This is a genomic window from Haloferax elongans ATCC BAA-1513 (assembly GCF_000336755.1).
Taxonomy (GTDB): Archaea; Halobacteriota; Halobacteria; order Halobacteriales; family Haloferacaceae; genus Haloferax; species Haloferax elongans.
This window is the reverse complement of the sequence record NZ_AOLK01000022.1, coordinates 188,783-209,410: the sequence shown is the minus strand read 5'-3', so window position 1 is coordinate 209,410 and position 20,628 is coordinate 188,783. Positions and strand designations below refer to the sequence as shown.

General features: G+C 61.7%; 20 protein-coding genes. 7 read left to right on the top strand and 13 right to left on the bottom strand.

All coding sequences use genetic code 11. The annotated features are described in order from the left end of the window. Positions 1 to 38: 38 nt before the first annotated feature. On the top strand, positions 39 to 677 hold the full coding sequence (locus C453_RS15565) for a metal-dependent hydrolase (RefSeq protein WP_008325895.1): 639 nt from the start codon (positions 39 to 41) through the stop codon (positions 675 to 677). 50 nt (positions 678 to 727) lie between these two features. Continuing rightward, a complete protein-coding gene (locus C453_RS15560; RefSeq protein WP_049907789.1) occupies positions 728 to 1,255 on the top strand; it encodes a GNAT family N-acetyltransferase in 528 nt (175 codons plus the stop codon). A gap of 24 nt (positions 1,256 to 1,279) precedes the next feature. On the opposite strand, the gene C453_RS15555 is transcribed toward C453_RS15560, so the two are convergent. From C453_RS15555 to fabG, 4 genes are all read right to left on the bottom strand, one after another. Beyond that, the gene (locus tag C453_RS15555; protein WP_008325893.1) at positions 1,280 to 1,861 is read right to left on the bottom strand and encodes a hypothetical protein; all 582 of its coding nucleotides are present in this window, start codon (positions 1,859 to 1,861) and stop codon (positions 1,280 to 1,282) included. Positions 1,862 to 1,963: 102 nt separating this feature from the next. After that, positions 1,964 to 2,689 (bottom strand): GNAT family N-acetyltransferase, encoded by a 726-nt coding sequence (locus C453_RS15550; RefSeq protein WP_008325892.1) that lies wholly within the window; start codon positions 2,687 to 2,689, stop codon positions 1,964 to 1,966. Continuing rightward, positions 2,686 to 3,324, bottom strand: coding sequence for a GNAT family N-acetyltransferase (locus tag C453_RS15545; protein WP_008325891.1), 639 nt, complete (start codon positions 3,322 to 3,324; stop codon positions 2,686 to 2,688). The genes C453_RS15550 and C453_RS15545 overlap by 4 nt, the downstream gene beginning before the upstream one ends. Before the next feature lie 260 nt (positions 3,325 to 3,584). Beyond that, positions 3,585 to 4,322 carry a 3-oxoacyl-[acyl-carrier-protein] reductase gene (gene fabG / locus C453_RS15540; RefSeq protein ID WP_008325890.1) on the bottom strand — a complete coding sequence of 246 codons (738 nt, stop codon included), beginning with the start codon at positions 4,320 to 4,322 and terminating at the stop codon, positions 3,585 to 3,587. 141 nt (positions 4,323 to 4,463) lie between these two features. Between fabG and C453_RS15535 the strand changes: the two genes are divergently transcribed. Beyond that, positions 4,464 to 5,927, top strand: a complete 1,464-nt coding sequence (locus tag C453_RS15535) for a replication factor C large subunit (protein WP_008325889.1) — start codon at positions 4,464 to 4,466, stop codon at positions 5,925 to 5,927. Between the two features lie 30 nt (positions 5,928 to 5,957). Here the strand turns inward: C453_RS15535 and C453_RS15530 are convergent, their stop codons facing one another. The 7 genes from C453_RS15530 to C453_RS15500 all read right to left on the bottom strand — a co-directional run bounded on the left by C453_RS15530 (position 5,958) and on the right by C453_RS15500 (position 12,604). Then, positions 5,958 to 6,662 (bottom strand): UbiA family prenyltransferase, encoded by a 705-nt coding sequence (locus C453_RS15530; RefSeq protein ID WP_008325888.1) that lies wholly within the window; start codon positions 6,660 to 6,662, stop codon positions 5,958 to 5,960. Between the two features lie 163 nt (positions 6,663 to 6,825). Beyond that, positions 6,826 to 8,484 carry a histidine kinase N-terminal 7TM domain-containing protein gene (locus tag C453_RS15525; RefSeq protein WP_083881610.1) on the bottom strand — a complete coding sequence of 553 codons (1,659 nt, stop codon included), beginning with the start codon at positions 8,482 to 8,484 and terminating at the stop codon, positions 6,826 to 6,828. Positions 8,485 to 8,884: 400 nt separating this feature from the next. After that, positions 8,885 to 9,118 carry a hypothetical protein gene (locus C453_RS15520; RefSeq protein WP_008325886.1) on the bottom strand — a complete coding sequence of 78 codons (234 nt, stop codon included), beginning with the start codon at positions 9,116 to 9,118 and terminating at the stop codon, positions 8,885 to 8,887. A gap of 58 nt (positions 9,119 to 9,176) precedes the next feature. Then, positions 9,177 to 9,905 carry an amino acid ABC transporter ATP-binding protein gene (locus tag C453_RS15515; RefSeq protein WP_008325885.1) on the bottom strand — a complete coding sequence of 243 codons (729 nt, stop codon included), beginning with the start codon at positions 9,903 to 9,905 and terminating at the stop codon, positions 9,177 to 9,179. Continuing rightward, positions 9,902 to 10,735 (bottom strand): amino acid ABC transporter permease, encoded by an 834-nt coding sequence (locus tag C453_RS15510; RefSeq protein WP_049907740.1) that lies wholly within the window; start codon positions 10,733 to 10,735, stop codon positions 9,902 to 9,904. Before C453_RS15510 ends, C453_RS15515 begins: the two co-directional genes overlap by 4 nt. 47 nt (positions 10,736 to 10,782) lie before the next feature. Next, positions 10,783 to 11,586 carry a basic amino acid ABC transporter substrate-binding protein gene (locus tag C453_RS15505; protein WP_049907739.1) on the bottom strand — a complete coding sequence of 268 codons (804 nt, stop codon included), beginning with the start codon at positions 11,584 to 11,586 and terminating at the stop codon, positions 10,783 to 10,785. A gap of 226 nt (positions 11,587 to 11,812) precedes the next feature. After that, positions 11,813 to 12,604, bottom strand: a complete 792-nt coding sequence (locus C453_RS15500) for a COX15/CtaA family protein (protein WP_193788080.1) — start codon at positions 12,602 to 12,604, stop codon at positions 11,813 to 11,815. Positions 12,605 to 12,854: 250 nt separating this feature from the next. Here C453_RS15500 and C453_RS15495 point away from each other — a divergent pair, with 250 nt between their 5' ends. Beyond that, positions 12,855 to 13,961 carry a M24 family metallopeptidase gene (locus C453_RS15495; protein ID WP_008325881.1) on the top strand — a complete coding sequence of 369 codons (1,107 nt, stop codon included), beginning with the start codon at positions 12,855 to 12,857 and terminating at the stop codon, positions 13,959 to 13,961. Positions 13,962 to 14,092: 131 nt separating this feature from the next. Beyond that, complete coding sequence (locus tag C453_RS15490; protein ID WP_008325879.1) at positions 14,093 to 16,348, top strand: NADP-dependent malic enzyme; 2,256 nt, start codon at positions 14,093 to 14,095, stop codon at positions 16,346 to 16,348. A 167-nt stretch (positions 16,349 to 16,515) separates the two neighbouring features. On the opposite strand, the gene C453_RS15485 is transcribed toward C453_RS15490, so the two are convergent. After that, entirely contained in the window at positions 16,516 to 17,202 is a 687-nt protein-coding gene (locus tag C453_RS15485; RefSeq protein WP_008325878.1) for a twin-arginine translocase subunit TatC, read from the bottom strand. A 128-nt stretch (positions 17,203 to 17,330) separates the two neighbouring features. Here C453_RS15485 and C453_RS15480 point away from each other — a divergent pair, with 128 nt between their 5' ends. Continuing rightward, positions 17,331 to 18,107 carry a sulfite exporter TauE/SafE family protein gene (locus C453_RS15480; protein WP_008325877.1) on the top strand — a complete coding sequence of 259 codons (777 nt, stop codon included), beginning with the start codon at positions 17,331 to 17,333 and terminating at the stop codon, positions 18,105 to 18,107. Positions 18,108 to 18,214: 107 nt separating this feature from the next. Here C453_RS15480 and C453_RS15475 read toward each other — a convergent pair whose 3' ends face one another. After that, positions 18,215 to 18,847 carry a ribonuclease H family protein gene (locus C453_RS15475; protein WP_007542884.1) on the bottom strand — a complete coding sequence of 211 codons (633 nt, stop codon included), beginning with the start codon at positions 18,845 to 18,847 and terminating at the stop codon, positions 18,215 to 18,217. Between the two features lie 152 nt (positions 18,848 to 18,999). On the opposite strand from C453_RS15475, the gene C453_RS15470 reads away from it, so the two are divergent. Next, a complete protein-coding gene (locus tag C453_RS15470; protein WP_008325874.1) occupies positions 19,000 to 20,625 on the top strand; it encodes an ABC transporter substrate-binding protein in 1,626 nt (541 codons plus the stop codon). The last annotated feature ends 3 nt before the right edge of the window (positions 20,626 to 20,628 follow it).

The following is a 20,628-nucleotide window of genomic DNA, read 5'->3' as shown; positions in this document are numbered from 1 at the left end:
GGGGAACGCTTCAAGTCTATCGCGTTCCACGAGTGGGTATGCCATCGACACTCGTCCACGTCGCGGTGGGCGGACTCGTCGGGGCGGCGTTGCTCGGTCGCTGGTTCGACACGCGAAGCATCGCCGTCGTCCTGGTCGCAGCGGCGGTGCCGGACCTCGACTCGTTTACCAGCACGCTCCTCCCCGGTAGTCATCGAGCCCTCCTGCACACATTGTTGCTCCCGCTCGTACTCGGCGCGGTCGTGCTGTACGACACCAGAATACGCGAGAACTCACAGATTCGAGGTCGGTGGGGGTTCCGCGGCGTCGTCGTCGCGTGGGTCGCCATCGCCGCACTTCTCGGTGGCGGTATCTTCCCCGACCTGTTTACCAACGGCGTCAACGCCTTCTATCCCGTCCACGACGCGTTTTACTCGGTGACTGGGAAAGCCGAGTTATCGAGTACGCAGGGGTTCGTCCAGACGTTCTTCGAACTCCAGACCGAATCGGCTCCGCCGACGACGGAGAACTTCCACTACAGCACCGCTGTCGACCCGACGCCGGGAGCCGAACCCGAGAACGTCGAGCGAATTGCCCCACTCGCCTCCTCGGGGCTGGAACTCATGCTGGTGTTACTCGGCGGCGGTGTCGTCGGGGGGCGACTTCTCTCGGAGCGGTGGCGGCGGTCGTCGGAGTAAGCGCGGCCGGTCTCCGAGAGTTCATAACGAATGCCGACCCACCGCTTTCCATGAGCGACCTACCCGAGGGCGTCGCGGTACGCCCGTACGAGCCGACCGACGCCGACGCATTTTGGGAACTCAAACGCGGGTTCGAACTCGGAATCGGCGAGGGGACCGGCGGCGACGACAAACTCGACACGTACGAGGCGAAACTCACCGACGACTACCGCGAGCGATATCTCTCGTGGGTCGAGCGCTGTACGACCGAGGACCACGGGTGTGTCGTCGTCGCCGAGGCAGAGAGGGGCGAAGACGACACGGAGTCATCTCTCGCCGGGTACGCCTTCGCACTCCCCGAGGAGATGACGTTCATCTGGGACGCGGCGGTGCTCAACGAGATATTCGTCGCACCCGAGTTCCGTGGGACGGGTGTTGCCGACGCGCTCATGCAGGCCGTGCTCGACCACGCGCGCTCGCAGGACCTCCCGTTAGACCGGATGGTCCTCGACGTCGACGAGGCAAACGACCGGGCGCGGGCCTTCTACGACCGCTACGGGTTCGACCACTGGGGCGAACTCGTGGCACGCGACCTCTGAGGCGGCTGCGAACGGCAGGGAGAATTATCGAATCGCGGAGGCTGCCACACCGCCCACGGTGCCGAGGACGGCGGGGTAGACGATACCGGCGAGGAGCACTGACGTCACCGGGTCGGGCCGGGCGACAGCGTCGCCGATGGTGATAGCGAACAGCGCGAGTCCGGCGAGCGCGACGGGGAGATAGCCCAGTACGGTCGACCCGCCTGCTATCGCCCCCGATTTGGCCGACGATGCGCCGCAGGCGACGGCCGCGACGACACCTGCCGCGAGGAGTGCCACCGCGGGGACGGCGTACAGCGCGGCTGAGAACGCTTCGGCACCTTCGATGAGGTTCGTCGAGGACGTCGTTCCGAACAGGCCGGGGAAGTTCGTCGTCACACCGTGGGCGTTCATGAACACCCACCCCACGACCTTCCACGTGGAGATGTTCGACCCGAGTGCTTCGAGCACTTGGCTCGCGGTCGAATTCTCGATGGTCGACGCGGTTGCGACGTAGGTAGCGAGGTACCCGAGGAGGGCCGCACCCAGCCCGGCCACCGCACCGATACCGACCGTTTTCGCCGTCGATTGCGTCGAATCGCTGGCTGACCCGGTTGTCACTGACATTGTGTCGGAAGCGATTGTGGGTCGCCGGTATATGTCTCGTGGCCGCCGTGCGAGGCGTGCTCGTGACGCGTGCGCCACTGAATCACGCCGCAACGAGACGAGTCAGTGGTCGGCGTTGGCGTCGTCGTCTGCGGTGGTGTCGATGGCGGCGCTGGTGTTGTCGTCCGGAGTGGTGTCGGTAGCGATGCTGGCGTCGGCAGCGCCATCCCAAGAGAGCTCGGCGTCAAAGTCGCCGCCGGTCGCATCCAGCCACTCGTCCTGTGAGACACTGTAGACGAACTGGTCGGCGACGCCGTCTTCGACTGGCAGGCTGTTTCGGTCCCGCCCGTCGCGGCCACCGCCGAGTGCGTCCATGTACTTCTCGATGGCGCGTTGGGACTTCTCGTTCTCGACGGCGTGTTTGACCTCGACGACTTCGAGGTCGAGTACGTCGAACGCCAGTGCGGTGAGGGCTTCGGCGCGCTCACCCGAGTAGCCTCGGCCCCAGAATTGCGGGCGGAGCCAGAAGCCGAGCGTGCCAACCCGACGGGGCCACTCGGTGTGGATGCCACCGAAGCCAGCGAGTTCGCCTGCACCGTCCTCACCATCGCGCGGGTAGACCGCGTACTGGGCGCTCTCGGCGTCGTCCCACTTCGACGCGCAGTCGTCGAGGAAGTCTTTCGAGACTTTCGGCGTCTCGTGGCGCGACCACGGCATGTACGTTGCCACGTCGTCCATCTCCGGTTGCGAACAGGCTTCGTACACGTCGAGCGGGTGGACGTTCTCGGGGCGGGCAGCCACGAGTCGCAGGCGCTCGGTCTCGATGACCTCGGGAAAGAGGTGACTCATTGACGGTCCTCCCAATGGAATTCGGCGTCGTAGTCGCCGCCAGTCGCATCGAGCCACTGCTCGCGCGTCACCGAGTAGGTGTGAGCGTCGTGGGGCGTCCCGTCCATGTCGACTGAGGCGTTGCGGAACAGACCGTCGTGTTGGCCACCGAAGCGGTCGATGTACTTCTCGATGGCCCGAATCGACTGCTCGTTCTCCGGGAGCACCTGCACGTAGGCGAGGTCGAGGTCGAGCACGTCGAAGACGGTGGCAAAGAGTGCGGCGGCGCGCTCGCCCGAGTAGCCCCGCCCCCAGAACTTCTTTCGAAGCCACATGCCGAAGACTGCTCGGTGCGTGTCCCACTCGGGGTTGAATCCGGTCGTGCCAGCAAATTCGCCAGCGCCGTCTTCTCCCTCGCGGGGAAAGATAGCGTAGATGGCGTTTTCAGCCTCTCGGTGGCCCTTCTCGGCCTGCTTCAGGAAGTCGAACCCTTCTTTGGGAGTCTGGTGGGGGTTCCACGTGACGTATTCAGTCTCTTCTTCGATGGTGTCCGACCGCGACGCCGCGAAGTAGTCGTATGCGTCTACAGGGTCGACAACCTCCCGCGACAAGGCGCGAAGCCGAAGCCGCGGGGTGACAATTTCGTCGGGAAACATGGACCAGAGCGCACTCGGAGGGTGGTAATAAATTTTCCGTGTGTTGACATACGTGAACACCGGACAGTGTACAGGTCGAGTCACTCCGAGACTACCGGCTAGTCGGTCGTCCACCGAGGCTCTCGGCTGTCATACTCGCCGACGGCGACGACCCAGCCCACGACGAGAATCAGTTGGCTGTGTCGTCGCGTTGTCTGGCTCCCAGTCCCCATGTTTTCTTCCAGTGTCTGTCGAAGACGGCATTTCGAAAGACGAGGTTGTTAGAGGTCTTTGCCCCCGTTAACGTCGATGACCTCGCCAGTGATGAACGACGAGCGGTCGCTCGCGAGGAACGCGACGACCTCGGCGACTTCCTCGACGGTGCCGAGTCGCCCGAGAGGCGTGTCCTCACGGATGCGGTCTTTTATTTTCTCGGGGAGTTCCTCGACCATCTGCGTCGAGATGAACCCCGGTGCGACGCAGTTGGCAGTCGTGCCTTCACGAGCGAGTTCGAGGGCGAGCGTCCGGGTGAAGCCGAAGATTCCGGCCTTGGCAGTCGCGTAGTTCGCCTGCCCGAAATTGCCGCCCTTGCCCACGATACTGGAGATGTTGATGAGGCGGCCTTGTTCGGCAGCGACCAAATCGTCGTAGAACGTCTGCGTGCAGTGAAACGTCCCGTCGAGGTGCACGTCGAGAACGACGTCCCAGTCTTCGTGGGACATCTCCTTGAACAGGATGTCCTGATTGATACCTGCATTGTTCACCAGCACGTCGACCGGTCCAAAGGTCTCGTGGACCTCCTCGCGCATTCGTTCGACTTGGTCGACGTCGGTCACGTCAGCCTGCACCGCGATAGCTGACCCACCTGACGACTCGATTGCGTCGACGACTGCTTCGGCCGCTTCCGGGGAGGACCGGTAGTTGACCGCGACCTCACAGCCTTCGTTCCCAAACCGCTCTGCGATTCCACGACCGATTCCACGCGACGACCCCGTGACCACGCACGTTTTCTTCCGCATAGTACTGTCCATACAGTCCGAACCATAATGTAATCTAGCGGTGACACTATCGACGACCGTTCTCGGCCGTTTACTCCGAAGACGGTGCTCGTCGAACAGCGCTCCGCAACCACTAAACGCGCCTCGGTCCTTCCTCCGGTAATGGTAGATTGGACGGAGAAGTACCGCCCATCGACGCTCTCGGAGGTGCGCGGGAACAACAAGGCCCGGGACGCACTCGCCGAGTGGGGCAAATCGTGGGATGACCACCGAGAGGCGGCTATCGTCCACGGCAGTCCGGGTATCGGGAAGACCTCCGCCGCCCACGCGCTCGCGGCCGACATGGGGTGGGAGACAGTCGAGTTGAACGCCTCGGACCAGCGGACTGCCGACGTCATCGAGCGCTTCGCCGGTCGGGCCGCGAAGAACGCCACGCTCGCCGGGTCGTCGGCGGGCACGTCCACACGGCAGTTAGTCATCCTCGACGAGGCGGACAACATCCACGGCAACTACGACCGCGGCGGTGCCAGCGCCATCACGAAACTCGTCAAGTCGTCGAGCCAGCCTATCGTTCTCATCGCCAACGAGTTCTACGACATGAGTCGCGGCCTGCGGAACGCCTGCCGCGAAATCGAGTTCCGAGACGTGTCGGCGCGCTCTATCGTCCCCGTCCTCCGCGACATCTGTCGAAAAGAGGGCGTCGAGTTCGACTCGGCGGCCCTCGAACGCATCGCGGACATGAACAGCGGCGACCTCCGGTCGGCGGTCAACGACCTCCAGGCAATCGCCGAAGGTCGCGACCAAATCACCGAAGAGAACGTCGTGATGGGCGACCGAGACCGCTCGGTCGGTCTCTTCGAATTCCTCGACGCCGTCCTCAAAGAGAAATCCGCACAGGAAGCACTCTACACCGCATACGACGTGGACGAGACGCCGGACGACCTCACGAAGTGGATAGAGGACAAGGTCTCTCTCGTCTACGAACCGGACGAACTCGCACGGGCATACGAGTTCCTCGCCAACGCGGACCGCTGGCTGGGTCGCGTCCGCGCCACGCAGAACTACTCCTATTGGCGTTATGCGACTGACAACCTCGCCGCTGGCGTCGCCGCCTCACGAGACCGTACCCGTGGTGGGTGGACCCGATACGGTGGCGCACCGTATCGCTCGACGCGAGACAAGACGCGCGACACTGTCGTACGGAAGATTGCCGAACACGGCGGATTCAGCATGGCCACGGCGCGGCGTGAAGTGCTGCCGTTCCTCTCGGCTATCACGCACCACTGCAAACCGCGTGAGTTGACTGTGGCGATGACGGCGTACTACGACTTCGACACCTCGCACGTCTCGTTCGTCACCGGAAGCGGCGAGACGACGAACAAGGTCCAGTCCATCGTCGAAGACGCCGAGGAACTGCGCGAGGAATTAGTCGAAGAGCACGCCGGGGGTGCCTTCGCCGGGATGGACGACCTCGAAACTGGCGAGCCGGGTGACGGAGGACGAGCCGATGGCGACGCCGACACCGGCTCCGACGACGTCCTCGATAGAGACGCCGACGAGACAGACGAGACGGGTGAGGCGTCTGCGACGGACGACGGACAGGCTGGTCTGTCCGACTTCTTCTGACTTCGAGCGGCGTCAGCCATCGGTAGCTGGTCACTCTCCGACGTGGGGCGTCTCCCACCGAGTCAACGCCCGAAAGAGCCGGAGGACGATGAGATAACAGAGCGCCAACCCAGCGACGGCACGGCCCGAAACGACCCAGAACGTAATCACACCGAGCGATTTTACGAGTCCGACCAGCGCGATGGTTGGCTTGCGACCGAGATACCCCGCCAGCGTGGTCTTGTTCGACTTCGAATCACCGTCGATATCTTGGATATTCCGCGATTCGACGCCGGCAAACGCAATCAGAAACCAGCCGACGAAGACGCCACCGAGTTCCCAGCCAACCGTGACCGTCGTCGAAACCAAAAGGGAGAAGACGACGACGAACGCCCACGTCGCCCCGACAGCCAGTGAGTCGAACGTCGGATGTTGCTTGAGGTGGCCGTAGACGAGCAAGACGAGCAGCGGAAGTTGCCCGAGAGCGAGGTACTCGACGCCGAGGTCCGGGCGTTCGAGAACGAGCATCCCCGAGAGGGCGACGTATCCGAGCAACGCGAGCAGTTCAGTCACGAGGAGGGCAGACTGATGCCGTCGAACCAATTCGGTTCGGTACGGCTGGTTCACCTCGTCTTCTGGAGCGACTCGCCGTCTGTCTTCGACGTAGATGAAATAGAACAACAACGGGGGAAGAACCAATCCGACGCCGACAGACGAAAGCGGAATCGAGAGTGCCACCGCAGAGATTGCGACCATCAGCGACGACGCCAGACACAACCAGATATTCAATTTCAAAAACAGAAACCGTATCTCGTGGAGGGACATATGAATTGGTCTGTAGTTGGTCTGTTAAGCTTGTTGCCAGTGCTGTCGGCCAAACCGGGTCGGTTTGTCGGTTACAGTCGTCATACTGATGGTGTTACTGGGCTGGGACGCCGTCGGCTTCTGACGTCGTTTGGTTCTGTGGCAGTCGTGGAAGGGGGATTTTGATTTTGGTACCCGACTCGGTCACTTCCGTCGTCAGTTCCCCGTTCGACCGGGCGACGATCCAGTGGACTAACCACAAGCCGATTCCGGAGCCGTGTTGTAGGTCGGTCTCTTCTTGCGCCTTTAGGACGCTGACTTCGACCGATGGAAGTCCTGGTCCGTTGTCCTCGACGACGAGGGTAACACTCGTGTCGGTCAGCTCGGTGGAGACGACGATGTCCGCCGGTTCTGAGCCGTGGTGGTGTGTGAGGGCGTTGTCGATGAGTTCCAATACAGCAAGGTCGAACCGTGGGTGGACCTCGACTTCTACGTCGTCAATATCGAACGAGACGGCCGCGGGGGGTGTAACCTGATATCCTTCCCGGGCTTTCTCGATGTCTTCTCTGAGTGGTCGCTGGACTGTCTCGTCGTACGAAAACACCGACTCGATTTTCCCCGCCTTCTCGGCTTGCTTGACGATTTTTGTCGACCGGTCGTTGATTCTCTCCGCCCATTCGGCAATGTCTCCACTGGACGCGTCTTCGATGATTTGTGCGTACCCGGAGATGACATTGAGGTCGTTGCGGATGTTGTGGCGGAAGACACGAGAGAGAATCTGTTTGAGGAGGTCCAACTCGTTTTCGCGTTTCTTGAGCGCAGTGATATCACTCAACACCATTATCTCACCTTCGAGGCCTCTCCCGTACGCAATCGTAGAGGTCTGCACCGAGAAGAACCGTGTCTCGTCGTTGCGCCGGAATTCGAGGGTCGAGGCAGCACCACCAGTCGAGGTCACGTGCTCAGAGAGGACGGCGTCGATTTGTTGGCCGATGATTCCGGCCCCGAACAACTGCCCGGCGGCGTCGTTCACGTCGACGATATTCCCTTCGGGATTGATGACAAATATCGCATCAGAGACCTCCTGGAACGTCTGTTCTCGGGCGACGGGGACGAACTTCATGAATCCGTTTTTGCTGATAGAGAACGCGAAAAACACGCCGGAAAACGAGTAGACCACGGAAGTCAAGTCGAAGTATACCGGTACCAACTCCGCGACCTTGACGACCGTCGAGAGAACGAGCATCGAGAAGATAACTAAGAGATAGAGCGTCTGCCGGCGGTGGGTGCCATTCGTTCGGAGTGCTTCGCCGACGAACATCCCCGCGGCTAAGAACACCAGCAAGTATCCGTATATTTTCGTGACGAAGATTTTGAGCGGACCGCCCAAATCAGGGGCATGCAAGTAGCCGTTTGGTCCGACGTGGTATTCTGGTGTGTACACCAGGTTATCGGGATTGAACCACGACACGACAAACAACACGAGTATCGGGAGGAACGAAGCGACGGCGACCCTTCGTGAAACGTTGTGCTTGAAGACGAACTCGTAGGCGAGCAGGAACATCGTGACCGCTGCGGTCGGTATCATCACCCAGAAGAAGTTCGCGAGGGCGAGTGTGAGCCCTGGGTCGGAGACGAGCGTAAACGTCGCAAAGAGGAACGCCCACGCACCACCGGTTGCCATCGACAGGATGAACCAGAGCACACCGGGTTTGCGTCGGTCTCCCCAGAGGACGTAACTGTTAGCTATCGATGGAATCACTCCAAGATACATCAAAGCGATAGCAATTTCGGGAGTGAGCCAACTTTCCATTCGCACGTGTGCAATTCTGGAGGGTGCTATTCAATTGTTCGCCTACTTGATGGTCAAGTTTTCTATCTATTGACAACAGACACGAGAGGGGTATATAAAAACCCGATAAAAATGAAATATAAAGAAAGGGACACAGTAGACGGTATATGTCTACACGAGATACCACCGGTATGTCTGATTATTGGTGTATTAATCGCGGTCGCCAAAACCTGTTGACGAGCCGAATTTCACAGTTGTGATTGTAATTCGATTTTGGGAGTACTACCGCGACGGGCTGGGCTTCCTCTGCTGTCTGTCTCGACAAAAGAGTCGCAGTCAGTTCGGTTCCGAAACGGTGTGTTGGGGGCGTGGAGACTCGAACTCAGGGAATCGGTGCCGACACGGTGCGGCCCGCGCTGTCGTCGTCAGCGGTAAACCCACGCCACACGGTCGCTCCGCAGTCTGGACAGTCGATACGCTGGAGTTGGCCGTCTACTTCGTGTGTAGGCCAGTCACCGAGCGCTGCTGCGCGGCCACAGGTTTGGCAGAACAGTATCGCCTTGCGGTGGTCGAAATCGGGGGGGTCGGTACTGAATTCGCCGGGTGTATCGCTCATGCCGCCACAACCGTGATTTCCGGCAATAAGACTGTTGGGAGGTGTGTTCCCGAGTGGCTCAGAACAGCTTCGAGAGGAACTGCTTCCCGCGTTCGGTCTCGGGGTCCTCGAAGAACTGCTCGGGCGGAGAGTCCTCGACGACGCGCCCGTCGGCCATGAGGACGATACGGTCGCCCACTTCCCGAGCGAAGCCCATTTCGTGGGTGACGACGAGCATGGTCATGCCCTCGTCGGCGAGGCCGTGCATGACGTCGAGCACTTCCCCGACGAGTTCGGGGTCGAGTGCACTTGTGACCTCGTCGAAGAGCATGACGTGCGGGTCCATCGCCAGTGCGCGGGCGATGGCGACGCGCTGTTGCTGCCCGCCGGAGAGTTGGTTCGGGTAGGAGGCGGCTTGGTTTTCGAGGCCGACTCGGTCGAGCAACTCTTCTGCTCGCTGTACGGCGACCCCTTCGTCGAGGTCCTTTACCTTCTTCGGAGCGAGAGTCACGTTCTCCAGCGCCGTCTTGTGCGGGAAGAGATTGAAGCTCTGGAACACCATCCCGATGCGCTGCCGAAGGTGATTGATGTCTGCGTCAGGGTCGGATATCGAGGTGCCGTCGAGTCGAATCTCTCCGTCCTGAATCTCTTCGAGTCGGTTGGCACAGCGAAGGAGCGTGGACTTCCCCGAGCCGGATGGCCCGATGATGACGCACACTTCGCCCTCTTCGACTTCGAGGTCGACATCCTTGAGGACGTGCGTCTCGCCGAAGTATTTGTCAACCTTGTCGAATTCAAGAAGACTCATCGGCGGTCACCTCCCCAGTCCGAGCGGGTTTCGAGGTGACTGACGATTTTTCCAAGCGGAATCGTAATCATGAGGTATGCGATAGCGACGAGAATAATCGGTGTCCACGGGTCGAACGTAGCCGAGTTGACGTTGCGGAACGCACTGATAAGTTCGGGGACGGCGATAACTGTCAGGAGTGAAGTGTCCTTCACCAAAATAACTTGGTCGTTACCGATTGCAGCAAGCGCGTTGCGCCACGCTTGTGGGAGGACGACCTCGCGCATGCCCTGAACGTAGGACATCCCAAGCGAGCGGGCGGCTTCCATCTGTCCTTCCGGAACGGCGTCGATGCCGCCGCGGACGGCCTCACCGACGTAGGCCGCGTGGTTGAGCGTCAGACCGATAATCGCGGTCGGAATCGCCCAGTCGGAGATAGGAAATTGACCAGGCGGCCAGAACGCTGGGATTCCAGTGAAAATGACGAGTAACTGGAACAAAAGCGGTGTGCCCCGGAAGAACTCGACGTACCCGGTCGCAACGGCGTTCGTGAATCTCGTGTTTGACACCCTACCGAGACCGACGATGACACCTGCGGTAACAGACAACATACTGCCGACGAGGACGATACCGAGCACCCGTAGGAACGCCTCGAAGAACTGCGGGTAGATGATCTCCACGAAGAGTTCGAAATCGACCTGCGTGAAGATAATCACCGCAATTAGCCCGCCGACCCCGAGCGTAAATAGCCCCGCGATGGTCGCGCCCAGTCGCCTGAGTGTTTTGTCGTTCAAAAACTGTTCTTGGTACTCCCCGTCTCTTGTTCGCCCCTCTGAGTAAGATTCGGCCATGGTGTTTTTTCTCACAATAGTGGGATAAAAAATGCGTCTGGTTTGGCTTACCCGGAGAAGTACTTGGAGTAGATCTCGTCGTACGTCCCGTTGTCGCGTATCGTCTGCAGCGCGCCGTTGACCTCCTCGCGGAGTTCGTCGTCGTCTTTCCGGAATCCGATACCGTACTCCTCGACGGTGAAGGTGAGATACGGTGGGGCATTTTCTTTGCCCTGTTCTTCGGCGGCACCGGTCCCTTCAAGGAAGCGGACGTTGTCACTTTGCTCGGCGAACTCCGCGTTGACGGTGTTATCGTTGATGACCGCGCTGACCTGGTTGTTTCGGAGCGCATCGAACGCACCGGTTACTTGGTCGTAGCTCTGAATCGTCAGGTCGCCGTCAAACTCTTCTTTGAGGCTCTTCGCGGCACTCTCGCCGGTCGTCCCCTTCTGGACACCGACGGCGACGCCTCGGAGGTCTTCTTTCGAGGAGATGTCGCTGCTGTTCAGGACGATAGCCGTCTGGTACGCCGTGAAATACGGGTCTGAGAAGTCAATCTCCTCTGCACGGTCTTCGGTGATGGTCATCGCGGACATGATGACGCGGAAGTTCCCGTTGTTTAGCGAGCCGATGATGGTATCGAAGCTTGTCTCTTGGAACTCGTGCTCGTAACCGAGTTCATCAGTGAAGACGGCCTGTGCGATGTCAACGTCGAAACCGACGAGTTCGTTCTCGGTCGTCCTGTACTCGAACGGACGGTATGGAATGTCAGACCCGATAGTAATCGTATCACCGCCGCCGCCGAGACAACCGGCCATCGTGAACGTGGCTGCAGCCCCTGCGGCACCCTTCAGATAGGTACGACGTTGCATAACAAGGCACAGGTAGCACATCCGCCTATAACACTTCTTCGGTCCGTCCCCCGATTCACGTTTGTTTTGGTGAAATTTGCCAGAAAAACGTGAGAATGAATAAGAAATAAGCACATCATAGAAAATATATCAATTCAGGTTAAGAATCTTGGTCGATGATACAACATAGCAAGGATATTTTGATTCATCGAACTGAAAAATCGTCGTGAAAAATCGAGTCGAGAAGTTAGTCTGCGTCGTTGGTGACGGCGGTCCGGGATGCGGGGAGGCCACCGCGAACCACGGAGAACGCGGCGACGACGAGGACGAGTGCGACGACCGTTCCGCCGAGGTGAGCGAGTTGGAGCGTCGACCCGTACACCTGCCGACCGACGATGAGGAGTGCGACGACAATCACGCTCGCGGGCGCGGCAAGTAGTCGCAGTTTGCCGTACGCGTCCTGCCGAGTACCGTGTGCCGCAGACGCCCAAAGAGTCGCACAGATGAGTGCGGCGTAGGTCGTGAGGCCGACGACGTAGTAGGTCGCCTGCGTCATCGGGCCGAACGAGAGGAAGCTGTGCGGTGCGAGGACGAGCATGATTGGCATCCCGAGGAGTGCCAGTCGGACTGCGTCAGCGGTACGTCCGATACCGCGGTTGGCGAGTCCCCACGCGGCGGCGGCGACGACGGCGGTGAAGATGGATGTCGCGACGACGTAGTGGGCGGTCAGGATGACCCACTCGTACTCGGTGACGGTGAGCGCGCCGAGGACGATTTGGAACGGGAGGATGACCGTCGCGACGACGAGCGCGTAGCGGACGCGTGCAGCGACGCCCTCGCGCCACGCTTTCACCGTCGTTCCGAGGATGACGAAGCCAGTGAGCATCGCGACGAGGCGGTGGAACCACTCGATGAAGCTGCCCCAGTTGGCCGGGAAGAGGCCGAGAAAGCCGTCGCAGAACGGCCAGCGACCGGCACAGGTGAGTCCAGCGCCCGACGCGGCGGTGTAGACGCCGAGGACCATCAGAATGCCGGTCATCACGGCACCACCGGCGAGGAGGCGACGAAGCCGAGGTGTCATACGCGGGGGTCAGGTCCNGAATGCCGGTCATCACGGCACCACCGGCGAGGAGGCGACGAAGCCGAGGTGTCATACGCGGGGGTCAGGTCCGCGTAAACTTATACCTCGTAGGTATGGTCGTCGAAGGCGGCGTCTCCTGTGAGTCGTTTCCTTCCGCCACCGAACGCGAGCCGTCCCATTCAAGTCGATTCGGTTGGACGCCCGAGATATGAACGAGCGACTCGAATCACGGGCCGAGCGTCTCGACGCGTACCTCGCCGAGCAGGACGCCGAGGCGGTCTGGTTCGCCCGCCCGAACTCCTTTGCGTGGCTCCTCGGCGGCGACAACGTCGTCGACCGTGACTCCGATGTCGGCGTCGCAGCCGCTGGATACGACGGCGACGAGTTCCACGTCGTGACCGACAACATCGAAGCGACCCGACTCCTCCACGAGGAAGTCCCTCACGAGGACGTGCAAATTCATCAGTACCAGTGGTACGAAGGCTCTCTCGCGTCTGCCGTCGCGACTGTGTCGCCGACGCCCGCAGCCGCCGATTTCGACGTCCTGGGTTTCAGTGAGGTCGATGCCGGAAGCCTTCGACAGCCACTCAGCGAAGACGATATCGAGGCCTATCGCGCCCTCAGCCGCGACGTGGCCGACGCAGTCGAGCGCGTCTGTCGCGAACTCCATCCCGACGACACCGAACACGAAGTCGCGTCCGGCCTGCGTGTCACGCTCCACGCGATGGGTATCGAGACGCCAGTGACCCTCGTGGGTGGTGCGCGCCGGGCACAGAAATACCGGCACTACACGCCGACCAAAGAGCGACTCGGCGACTACGCGCTGGTGTCGGTGACGGCCCAGCGAGACGGGCTTTACGCGAGTTGCACGAGAACCGTCGCATTCGACGCCCCCGAGTGGCTCGAAGAGCGCCACGAGAAGACGATGCGCGTCGAAGTGAACGCGCTCGCCGCAACACAGCGCGTCGCCGCCGAGGATGGTACCGCCGCAGACGTGTTCGATACGATTCGCGACACCTACGACGAGGTTGGCGTGCCAGACGAGTGGCTGAACCACCATCAGGGCGGTGCTGCAGGGTTCGCCGGACGTGAGTGGTTCGCGCGCCCGGACGCCGACGACGAGGTTCGCGTTCCGATGGGCTACGCGTACAACCCGACTATCGAGGGTGCAAAGAGCGAAGACACGGTGCTCGTCACCGAGGACGACGCCGAAGTGCTGACGACGACAGGGTCGTGGCCGACTCGAACCGTCACCGACGAGACGGGCACCTTCGAACTCGAACGCCACGAAATTCTTCACATCGATTCGGAGTAATTTTTGTTCGCGTGCGGCGTCGAAGCGTCGCTTTCATCGAACTTCCGTCTGGCGACAATTCGACGACCGTCGAACTCGATATTCGACGCCCTTGGATAGTTTTTTGCCTCCGGACTGAGGACCACTGAGTCATGGGACTGGACGACGACTCACGGGAATACCACCGACGGGACCCGCCCGGAAAGATAGAGATTGCGACGACAAAACCGACAAACACGCAGCGTGACCTCTCGCTCGCGTACTCGCCGGGTGTCGCGGCACCGTGCCGCGATATCGACGAAGACGAGGACGCCGCATACGAGTACACCGCGAAGGGGAACCTCGTGGGCGTCGTCTCCAACGGGACGGCCGTCCTCGGCCTCGGCGACATCGGCGCATCGGCGTCCAAGCCCGTCATGGAGGGCAAAGGCGTCCTGTTCAAACGCTTCGCCGACATCGACGTGTTCGACGTCGAACTCGACATCGCCGACGTCGACGACTTCGTCGCGGCGACGAAGGCGATGGAACCGACGTTCGGCGGCATCAACCTCGAAGACATCAAAGCGCCGGAGTGCTTCGAAATCGAGCAACAACTCCGCGAGTCGATGGATATCCCGGTCTTCCACGACGACCAGCACGGGACGGCCATCATCTCCGGGGCGGCGCTGTTGAACGCCGCGGACGTCGTCGACAAGGAACTCGACGAACTCGATATCGTCTTCTCTGGTGCGGGCGCATCTGCCCTCGCGACCGCTCGGTTCTACGTCTCTCTCGGCGCGAAAAAAGAGAACATCACGATGTGCGACTCCTCGGGTATCATCACGGAGGCGCGTGTCGAGTCGGGCGACGTCAACAAGTACAAAGCCGAGTTCGCCCAGCCAGTCGAGGAAGGTGACCTCGCGGACGCGATGCGGGGCGCAGACGTGTTCGCCGGGCTTTCTGTCGGCGGCATCGTCTCGCAGGAGATGGTTCGGTCGATGGCCAACGACCCCATCATCTTCGCGATGGCGAACCCAGACCCCGAAATCACCTACGAGGACGCCAAGAATGCCCGCGACGACATGGTCATCATGGCGACGGGGCGCTCCGACTACCCGAATCAGGTGAACAACGTCCTCGGATTCCCCTTCATCTTCCGCGGTGCGCTCGACGTGCGCGCCACCGAAATCAACGAGTCGATGAAGCGTGCGGCCGCCGAAGCGCTCGCCGAACTCGCTCGGCAGGACGTTCCCGACGCGGTCGTCAAGGCGTACGGCGACCACCCGCTTCAGTTCGGTCCCGACTACCTCATCCCGAAGCCACTCGACCCCCGCGTCCTGTTCGAAGTCGCGCCCGCAGTGGCACAGGCGGCGGTGAACTCCGGTGCGGCCCGCAAGCGCGTGGACCTCAACGAGTACCGCGAGCGCCTCGAAGCCCGCCTCGGCAAGTCCCGCGAGATGATGCGCGTCGTCCTCAACAAGGCGAAGTCTGACCCCAAGCGCGTCGCCCTCGCCGAGGGGACTAACGAGAAAATCATCCGCGCAGCCTACCAGATGCAGGAAGAAGGCATCGCACAGCCAATCCTCATCGGGAACACCAAACGTATCCTGCGGAAGGCGGAGGAACTCGGCCTCGACTTCGACCCCACGATCGCCAACCCGCGTGACGGAGAGTGGGACCACTACGCCGACCGTCTCTACGAACTCCGCAAGCGCAAGGGACTCACGAAGTCCGAGGCGAGCGAACTCGTCCGCCGAGACTCCAACTACTTCGCCAGCGTGATGGTCGAGACGGGCGACGCCGACGCGATGCTGACGGGGCTTACCCACCACTACCCCGGTGGGCTTCGCCCGCCGCTCCAGGTCGTCGGCACGGCCGAAGACGCCGACTACGCGGCCGGTGTCTACATGATGACGTTCAAGAACCGTGTCGTCTTCTGCGCCGACGCGACGGTCAATCTCGACCCCGACGAGGAAGTTCTCGCGGAGATTACGAAGCACACCGCGGAACTCGCTCGCCGGTTCAACGTCGAACCCCGAGCAGCCCTGCTGTCGTACTCGAACTTCGGCAGCGTCGACAACGAAGGCACGGCGAAGCCACGGAACGCCGCGCAGTTGCTGCAGGACGACCCGGACGTCGACTTCCCGGTCGACGGTGAGATGCAGGCCGACACGGCACTCGTCGAAGACATCCTCACGGGCACCTACGAGTTCGCAGACCTCGACGAACCCGCGAACCTGCTCATCTTCCCGAACCTCGAAGCGGGCAACATCGGCTACAAACTCCTCCAGCGTCTCGGCGGTGCGGAGGCTATCGGCCCCATGCTCGTCGGCATGGGCAAGCCCGTCCACGTCCTCCAGCGCGGCGACGAAGTGAAGGACATCGTCAACCTGGCGGCGACTGCGGTCGTGGACGCACAGAACGAGTAGACGCGCCCGAGCGGAGCGAGGGCACTTTTTGGTCCAGATTTTTCGAGGAGCGGTCGCCGGAGGCGACCCGACGTAGAAAAAGGTGGTCGTTCGATCTGGCGGCGACTGCGGTCGTGGACGCACAGAACGAGTAGTCGCACCCGAGCGGCGCACCCGTTTTCCAACTTCTATCGAAAGTCGACCCACGCAACAGCGACAGCGACGCCAGCGAGCGGCGGGGCCGCATAGAGGGCGAACGTCGTCGGGTCCGGCGGCGAGAAGAACGCGGCGAAGGCGACGATGAAAAGCAGCGCCACACCACTGGTTCGACCGCCGAGTCGAGACCAGAGTGCATTTGCCCGGACTAACCCGACCAAAAGCGGTGGGATGGCCGCACCGAGTCCGACAGCGACGGGGAAGAATAGTTCGAGTTCGAGCACCGCCTGTTGGGCCGAGAGCGCGATACGGTCCGCATCGGCGAGGATATCGACGAGCGTCGGCGTGGCGAGCCACGCGAGTCCGACACCGGCGACGAACAAGACCGCGGCGGCGACGAGATGGGGCACAGCAGTTCGAAGGGAGACACTGGAGTCGCGGCCAGTCAGCGAGATGAGGTGCACACCGCCTGTGAAGACGCCCACGAGGACGGCCAGTTCTCCGCGGACGAGGAGGTCCGAAGACGCGCCCAGTACGTCGCGTCCGAGTTCCGCAGTTGGCGAGAGATACCCCGGGTCGGAGACGAGCGCGAAGACGACCGCCGATGCGACGAGACTACTGACGGCGACGTCCGGTGCTCGACACCTGAGCGTCGCGGCGAGCGGGGACAGACCGAGGCCGCGTGGGTCGAACGACTCACCAGTTTCCGTCGCGTCCATGAGCGCCAGTCGTCACACTTCGTTGTCAACTTTGTGCCGGGGGGAGTTCCCGTTCGTGACGGAGCGCCCCTGTACAGCAGGCGCACTCGGGACGCAGATTCATACCCGTCTCTTCCGAGAGTCGTCCTATGGAGGTCACACTGGCCACCGCCGCGCTCGTCTTCGGCATCGTCGCGTTCGGTGGCTTCGTCACCGGTGTCAACGGATTCGGGTTCTCTGTCGTCGGCACGGCACTACTCGCAGCGACGATTGGCCCGCAACTGGCGGTTGTCGTGATGATTCTCCCGATACTCGCCGGTAACGTCTCTCTCGTGCGCGAACTCGACCGGTCGAGCCTGCAATCTTGTGTGCGCCGCTTTTGGCCCTACGTCGCTGCGGCGGCCGTCGGCACCGTCGTCGGGATGGTACTCCTGTCGGCGATTCCGACCGGGCCGTTGACCCTCGCGCTCGGTGTGTTCGTCCTCGTCTACGTCGCTTTCTCGCAACCGTGGGTGCCGATTCCGGGCGAGGACCGGTTCCGAGAGGTCTGCTTCACCGAGGGGTCGGGCATGAAAGCGGCGCTCGGTCTCGTCTCAGGGGTTGTCTTCGGCGCGAGCAACGTGGGCGTACAGGTCGTCGCGTACCTTCAGAGCCTCCGACTCGACCGCTCGACGTTCGTCGGCGTCGTCGCGCTGATATTCCTCGGTATCTCGACGGTTCGTGTGGTCCTGGCGGCGTGGCTCGGGTTGTTCGGTGGGACCGACCTGTTAGCGCTGTCTGCGGTGGCTTCACTGCCGGGATTGGTTGGAGTACAGGCGGGAAAATGGGTGCGACCGAAAATTCCGCAGTCGTCCCAGCAGGCCGCGACGATGGGCCTGCTCGCGCTCATCGGACTCCGGTTGACGACGCGTGGGATTGGGCTCTGAGAGCGAGGGTGGGCCCTCATGTACGTCCCGCGAGCGCGAGACTGACCCATAGCGAGGGTGCGGGTGAGGTCACCCGCGCCGGGAGTTGAGGGGCGTTCGTTCGGGACTTAGTCGCCTGCCTGCCCTTCGAATCGGGAGGGTGGGAGGTAGCTCGCATCCTGCTCCGATTCGAAGCCGAGGGGGTCCGGGAGGACACACCGGTCCGGTTGCTCGTTGACGTGTTTGTACTCGTTTGGTGAGTTCGCCAACGGATGCGCCGGGTTCTCTCTCCCGTCGATACTCGCGGCGCGAACCTCCTCGAAGCCCGCGATGCGGGCTCGAATCCCGCGCCAGTGGTATTCGCTTCCGGCGGGGACGCTGATTGGCTTCGGCGGTTTCCAGTCGGGGTGGTCCGACGCGAGTACGGCGTTGTTCACGTTTGCAGCCAGGTCGTCGAGGTCGACGAGGACGCCAACGCGGGCCCCGGGCGGCGCTCGATGAGCGAGCACGTCGAGTCCGAGGTGAAGTGCGCGATACTCCGAGACGTTGTTGTCTGGAGCCACGTCGGGAAGCGAGAGTCGGGTCACTCGTTCGCCATCGCGGGTTTCGATTACCACACCGAGTCCACCGGAGTTCGGGCGGTACGACCCGTCCGTCGCGACGTAGAAGTGACGCCGATGCGTCCACGGCGGGTGCGCGATGTGAGGCGTGGGCGACTCGTCGAACAAGTCCCTGAGTGTGGGACGGCCGGTCACGGCCATACCGAATCTTCTGCTATGGAGGATAATAAGCGTACCCCGGGTTTGTGTCGGTCTAACTCTATGTTATAAGGTACCAATATATAGAGTCGCTGCGCTGGATGGGGGTCGAAACAGGCAATGGTTATAAGAACGACGGCGACATTTTTCCTTCGATGACTGATAACAACCCACACATTGGCAGACGGAAATACCTCACACTGGCTGGTGGCGCGGCAGCTTCTGCCGCAATCGCTGGGTGCGCCGGCGGTGGCGGCGAAGAGACGACCACCACCACGGAAGACGACGGGGGGATGACAACCACGACCGGAGAGACGCCGACGCCGTCGCAGGAGTCGTTCGACGTGACGATTACGCAGGGCCAGATGCCCTCGGGTCTCGACCCGCACGACCACCGTGAGACGCCGACCGACATCGTGGTCCTCCACGCCTACGAGGGCGTGCTCACTCGTGATGCGGCCGGTGCGATGCAAGAAGCGCTCGCGACGAACTACGAGCGAATCGAGGGCGAGAACGCGGTTCGGTTCGACCTACGCGAGGGCGTCACGTTCCACAACGGCGACGAACTCACGCCCGAAGACGTCGCGTACAGTATCAACCGCGTCGTCGACGAGGAAGTCGGCTTCGCGAGCCCGCAGAGTGACCAGCTCGCTGGCGTCACCGGCGCGGAGGCTATCGAGGGCGAGATGGCCGTCAAAGTGACCAACGACGGGCTGAACCCCATCGTGTTCTCTGAGTTCGCGACCTATCTCGACGTGATGCAGCAGTCGTGGGTCGAAGAGCGCAGCAAGGCCGAAGTCGGCCAGCAGATGAACGGGACCGGTCCGTTCCAACTCAGTTCGTACACCGAAGACGAGGAAGTCGTCCTCACGGCGTACGAAGACTACTGGCAGGACCCCGCCGCCGTCGACACACTCACCTTCCGCGCCGCATCGGAAGCGAGTACCCGCGTCAATCAACTTCTCCAGGGCGAGACAGACGTTGTCGTCAACGTCCCGCCGCAGGAGGTCCAACGCGTCAACAACTCCGAGAACGCTCGGGTTGCTGCCGCACCGTCGACACGCATTATCTACAACGCGATGCGCTTCGACGTGGAACCGTTCACGTCGGTCGAATTCCGGCAGGCGATGAACTACGCTATCGACCTCGAAAGCATCGTCCAGAACGTTCTCGGCGGCTTCGGTGCGCAGACGAGTCAGCCGACGCTCCCCGAGTTCGTCGGCCACAATGCCGACCTCGACCCCTACCCGTACGACCCCGACCAAGCCGAGCAACTGGTCGAAGACTCCGGGTTCGCCGGTGCCGAAATCGAGCTTCACACGCCCGTCGGGCGCTACCTGAAGGACCTCGAAATCGCGCAAGCAGTCGCGGGCTACATCGACGAACTACCGAACGTCACAGCCACGGTTCGCCAGCGCGACTTCGGGTCGCTCGTCGACGAACTCCTCGCGGGGTCCATCGAGGCGCGACCGCCTTGGTTCCTCATTGGGTGGGGTGAAGCAACGTTCGACGGTGGCCTCGTCATGCAGGCGCTGCTCGCTTCGGACGGGACGCTCACCACGTGGCAAAACGAGGAGTTCGACGCCCTCCTCGAAGATGCCGGGACACAGACCGGAGACGCCCGCGACGCCACGCTTCAGGAGGCCAACGCGATGGCGCACGAACAGTGCCCGTGGATATTCCTGAACCAGCAGTTCAGCGTCTACGGTGTCAACGACGCTATCGCCTGGGAAGCCCGCTCCGACGAGCGCATCGACGCCTACGCGATGAGCCTGAAGTAGTCA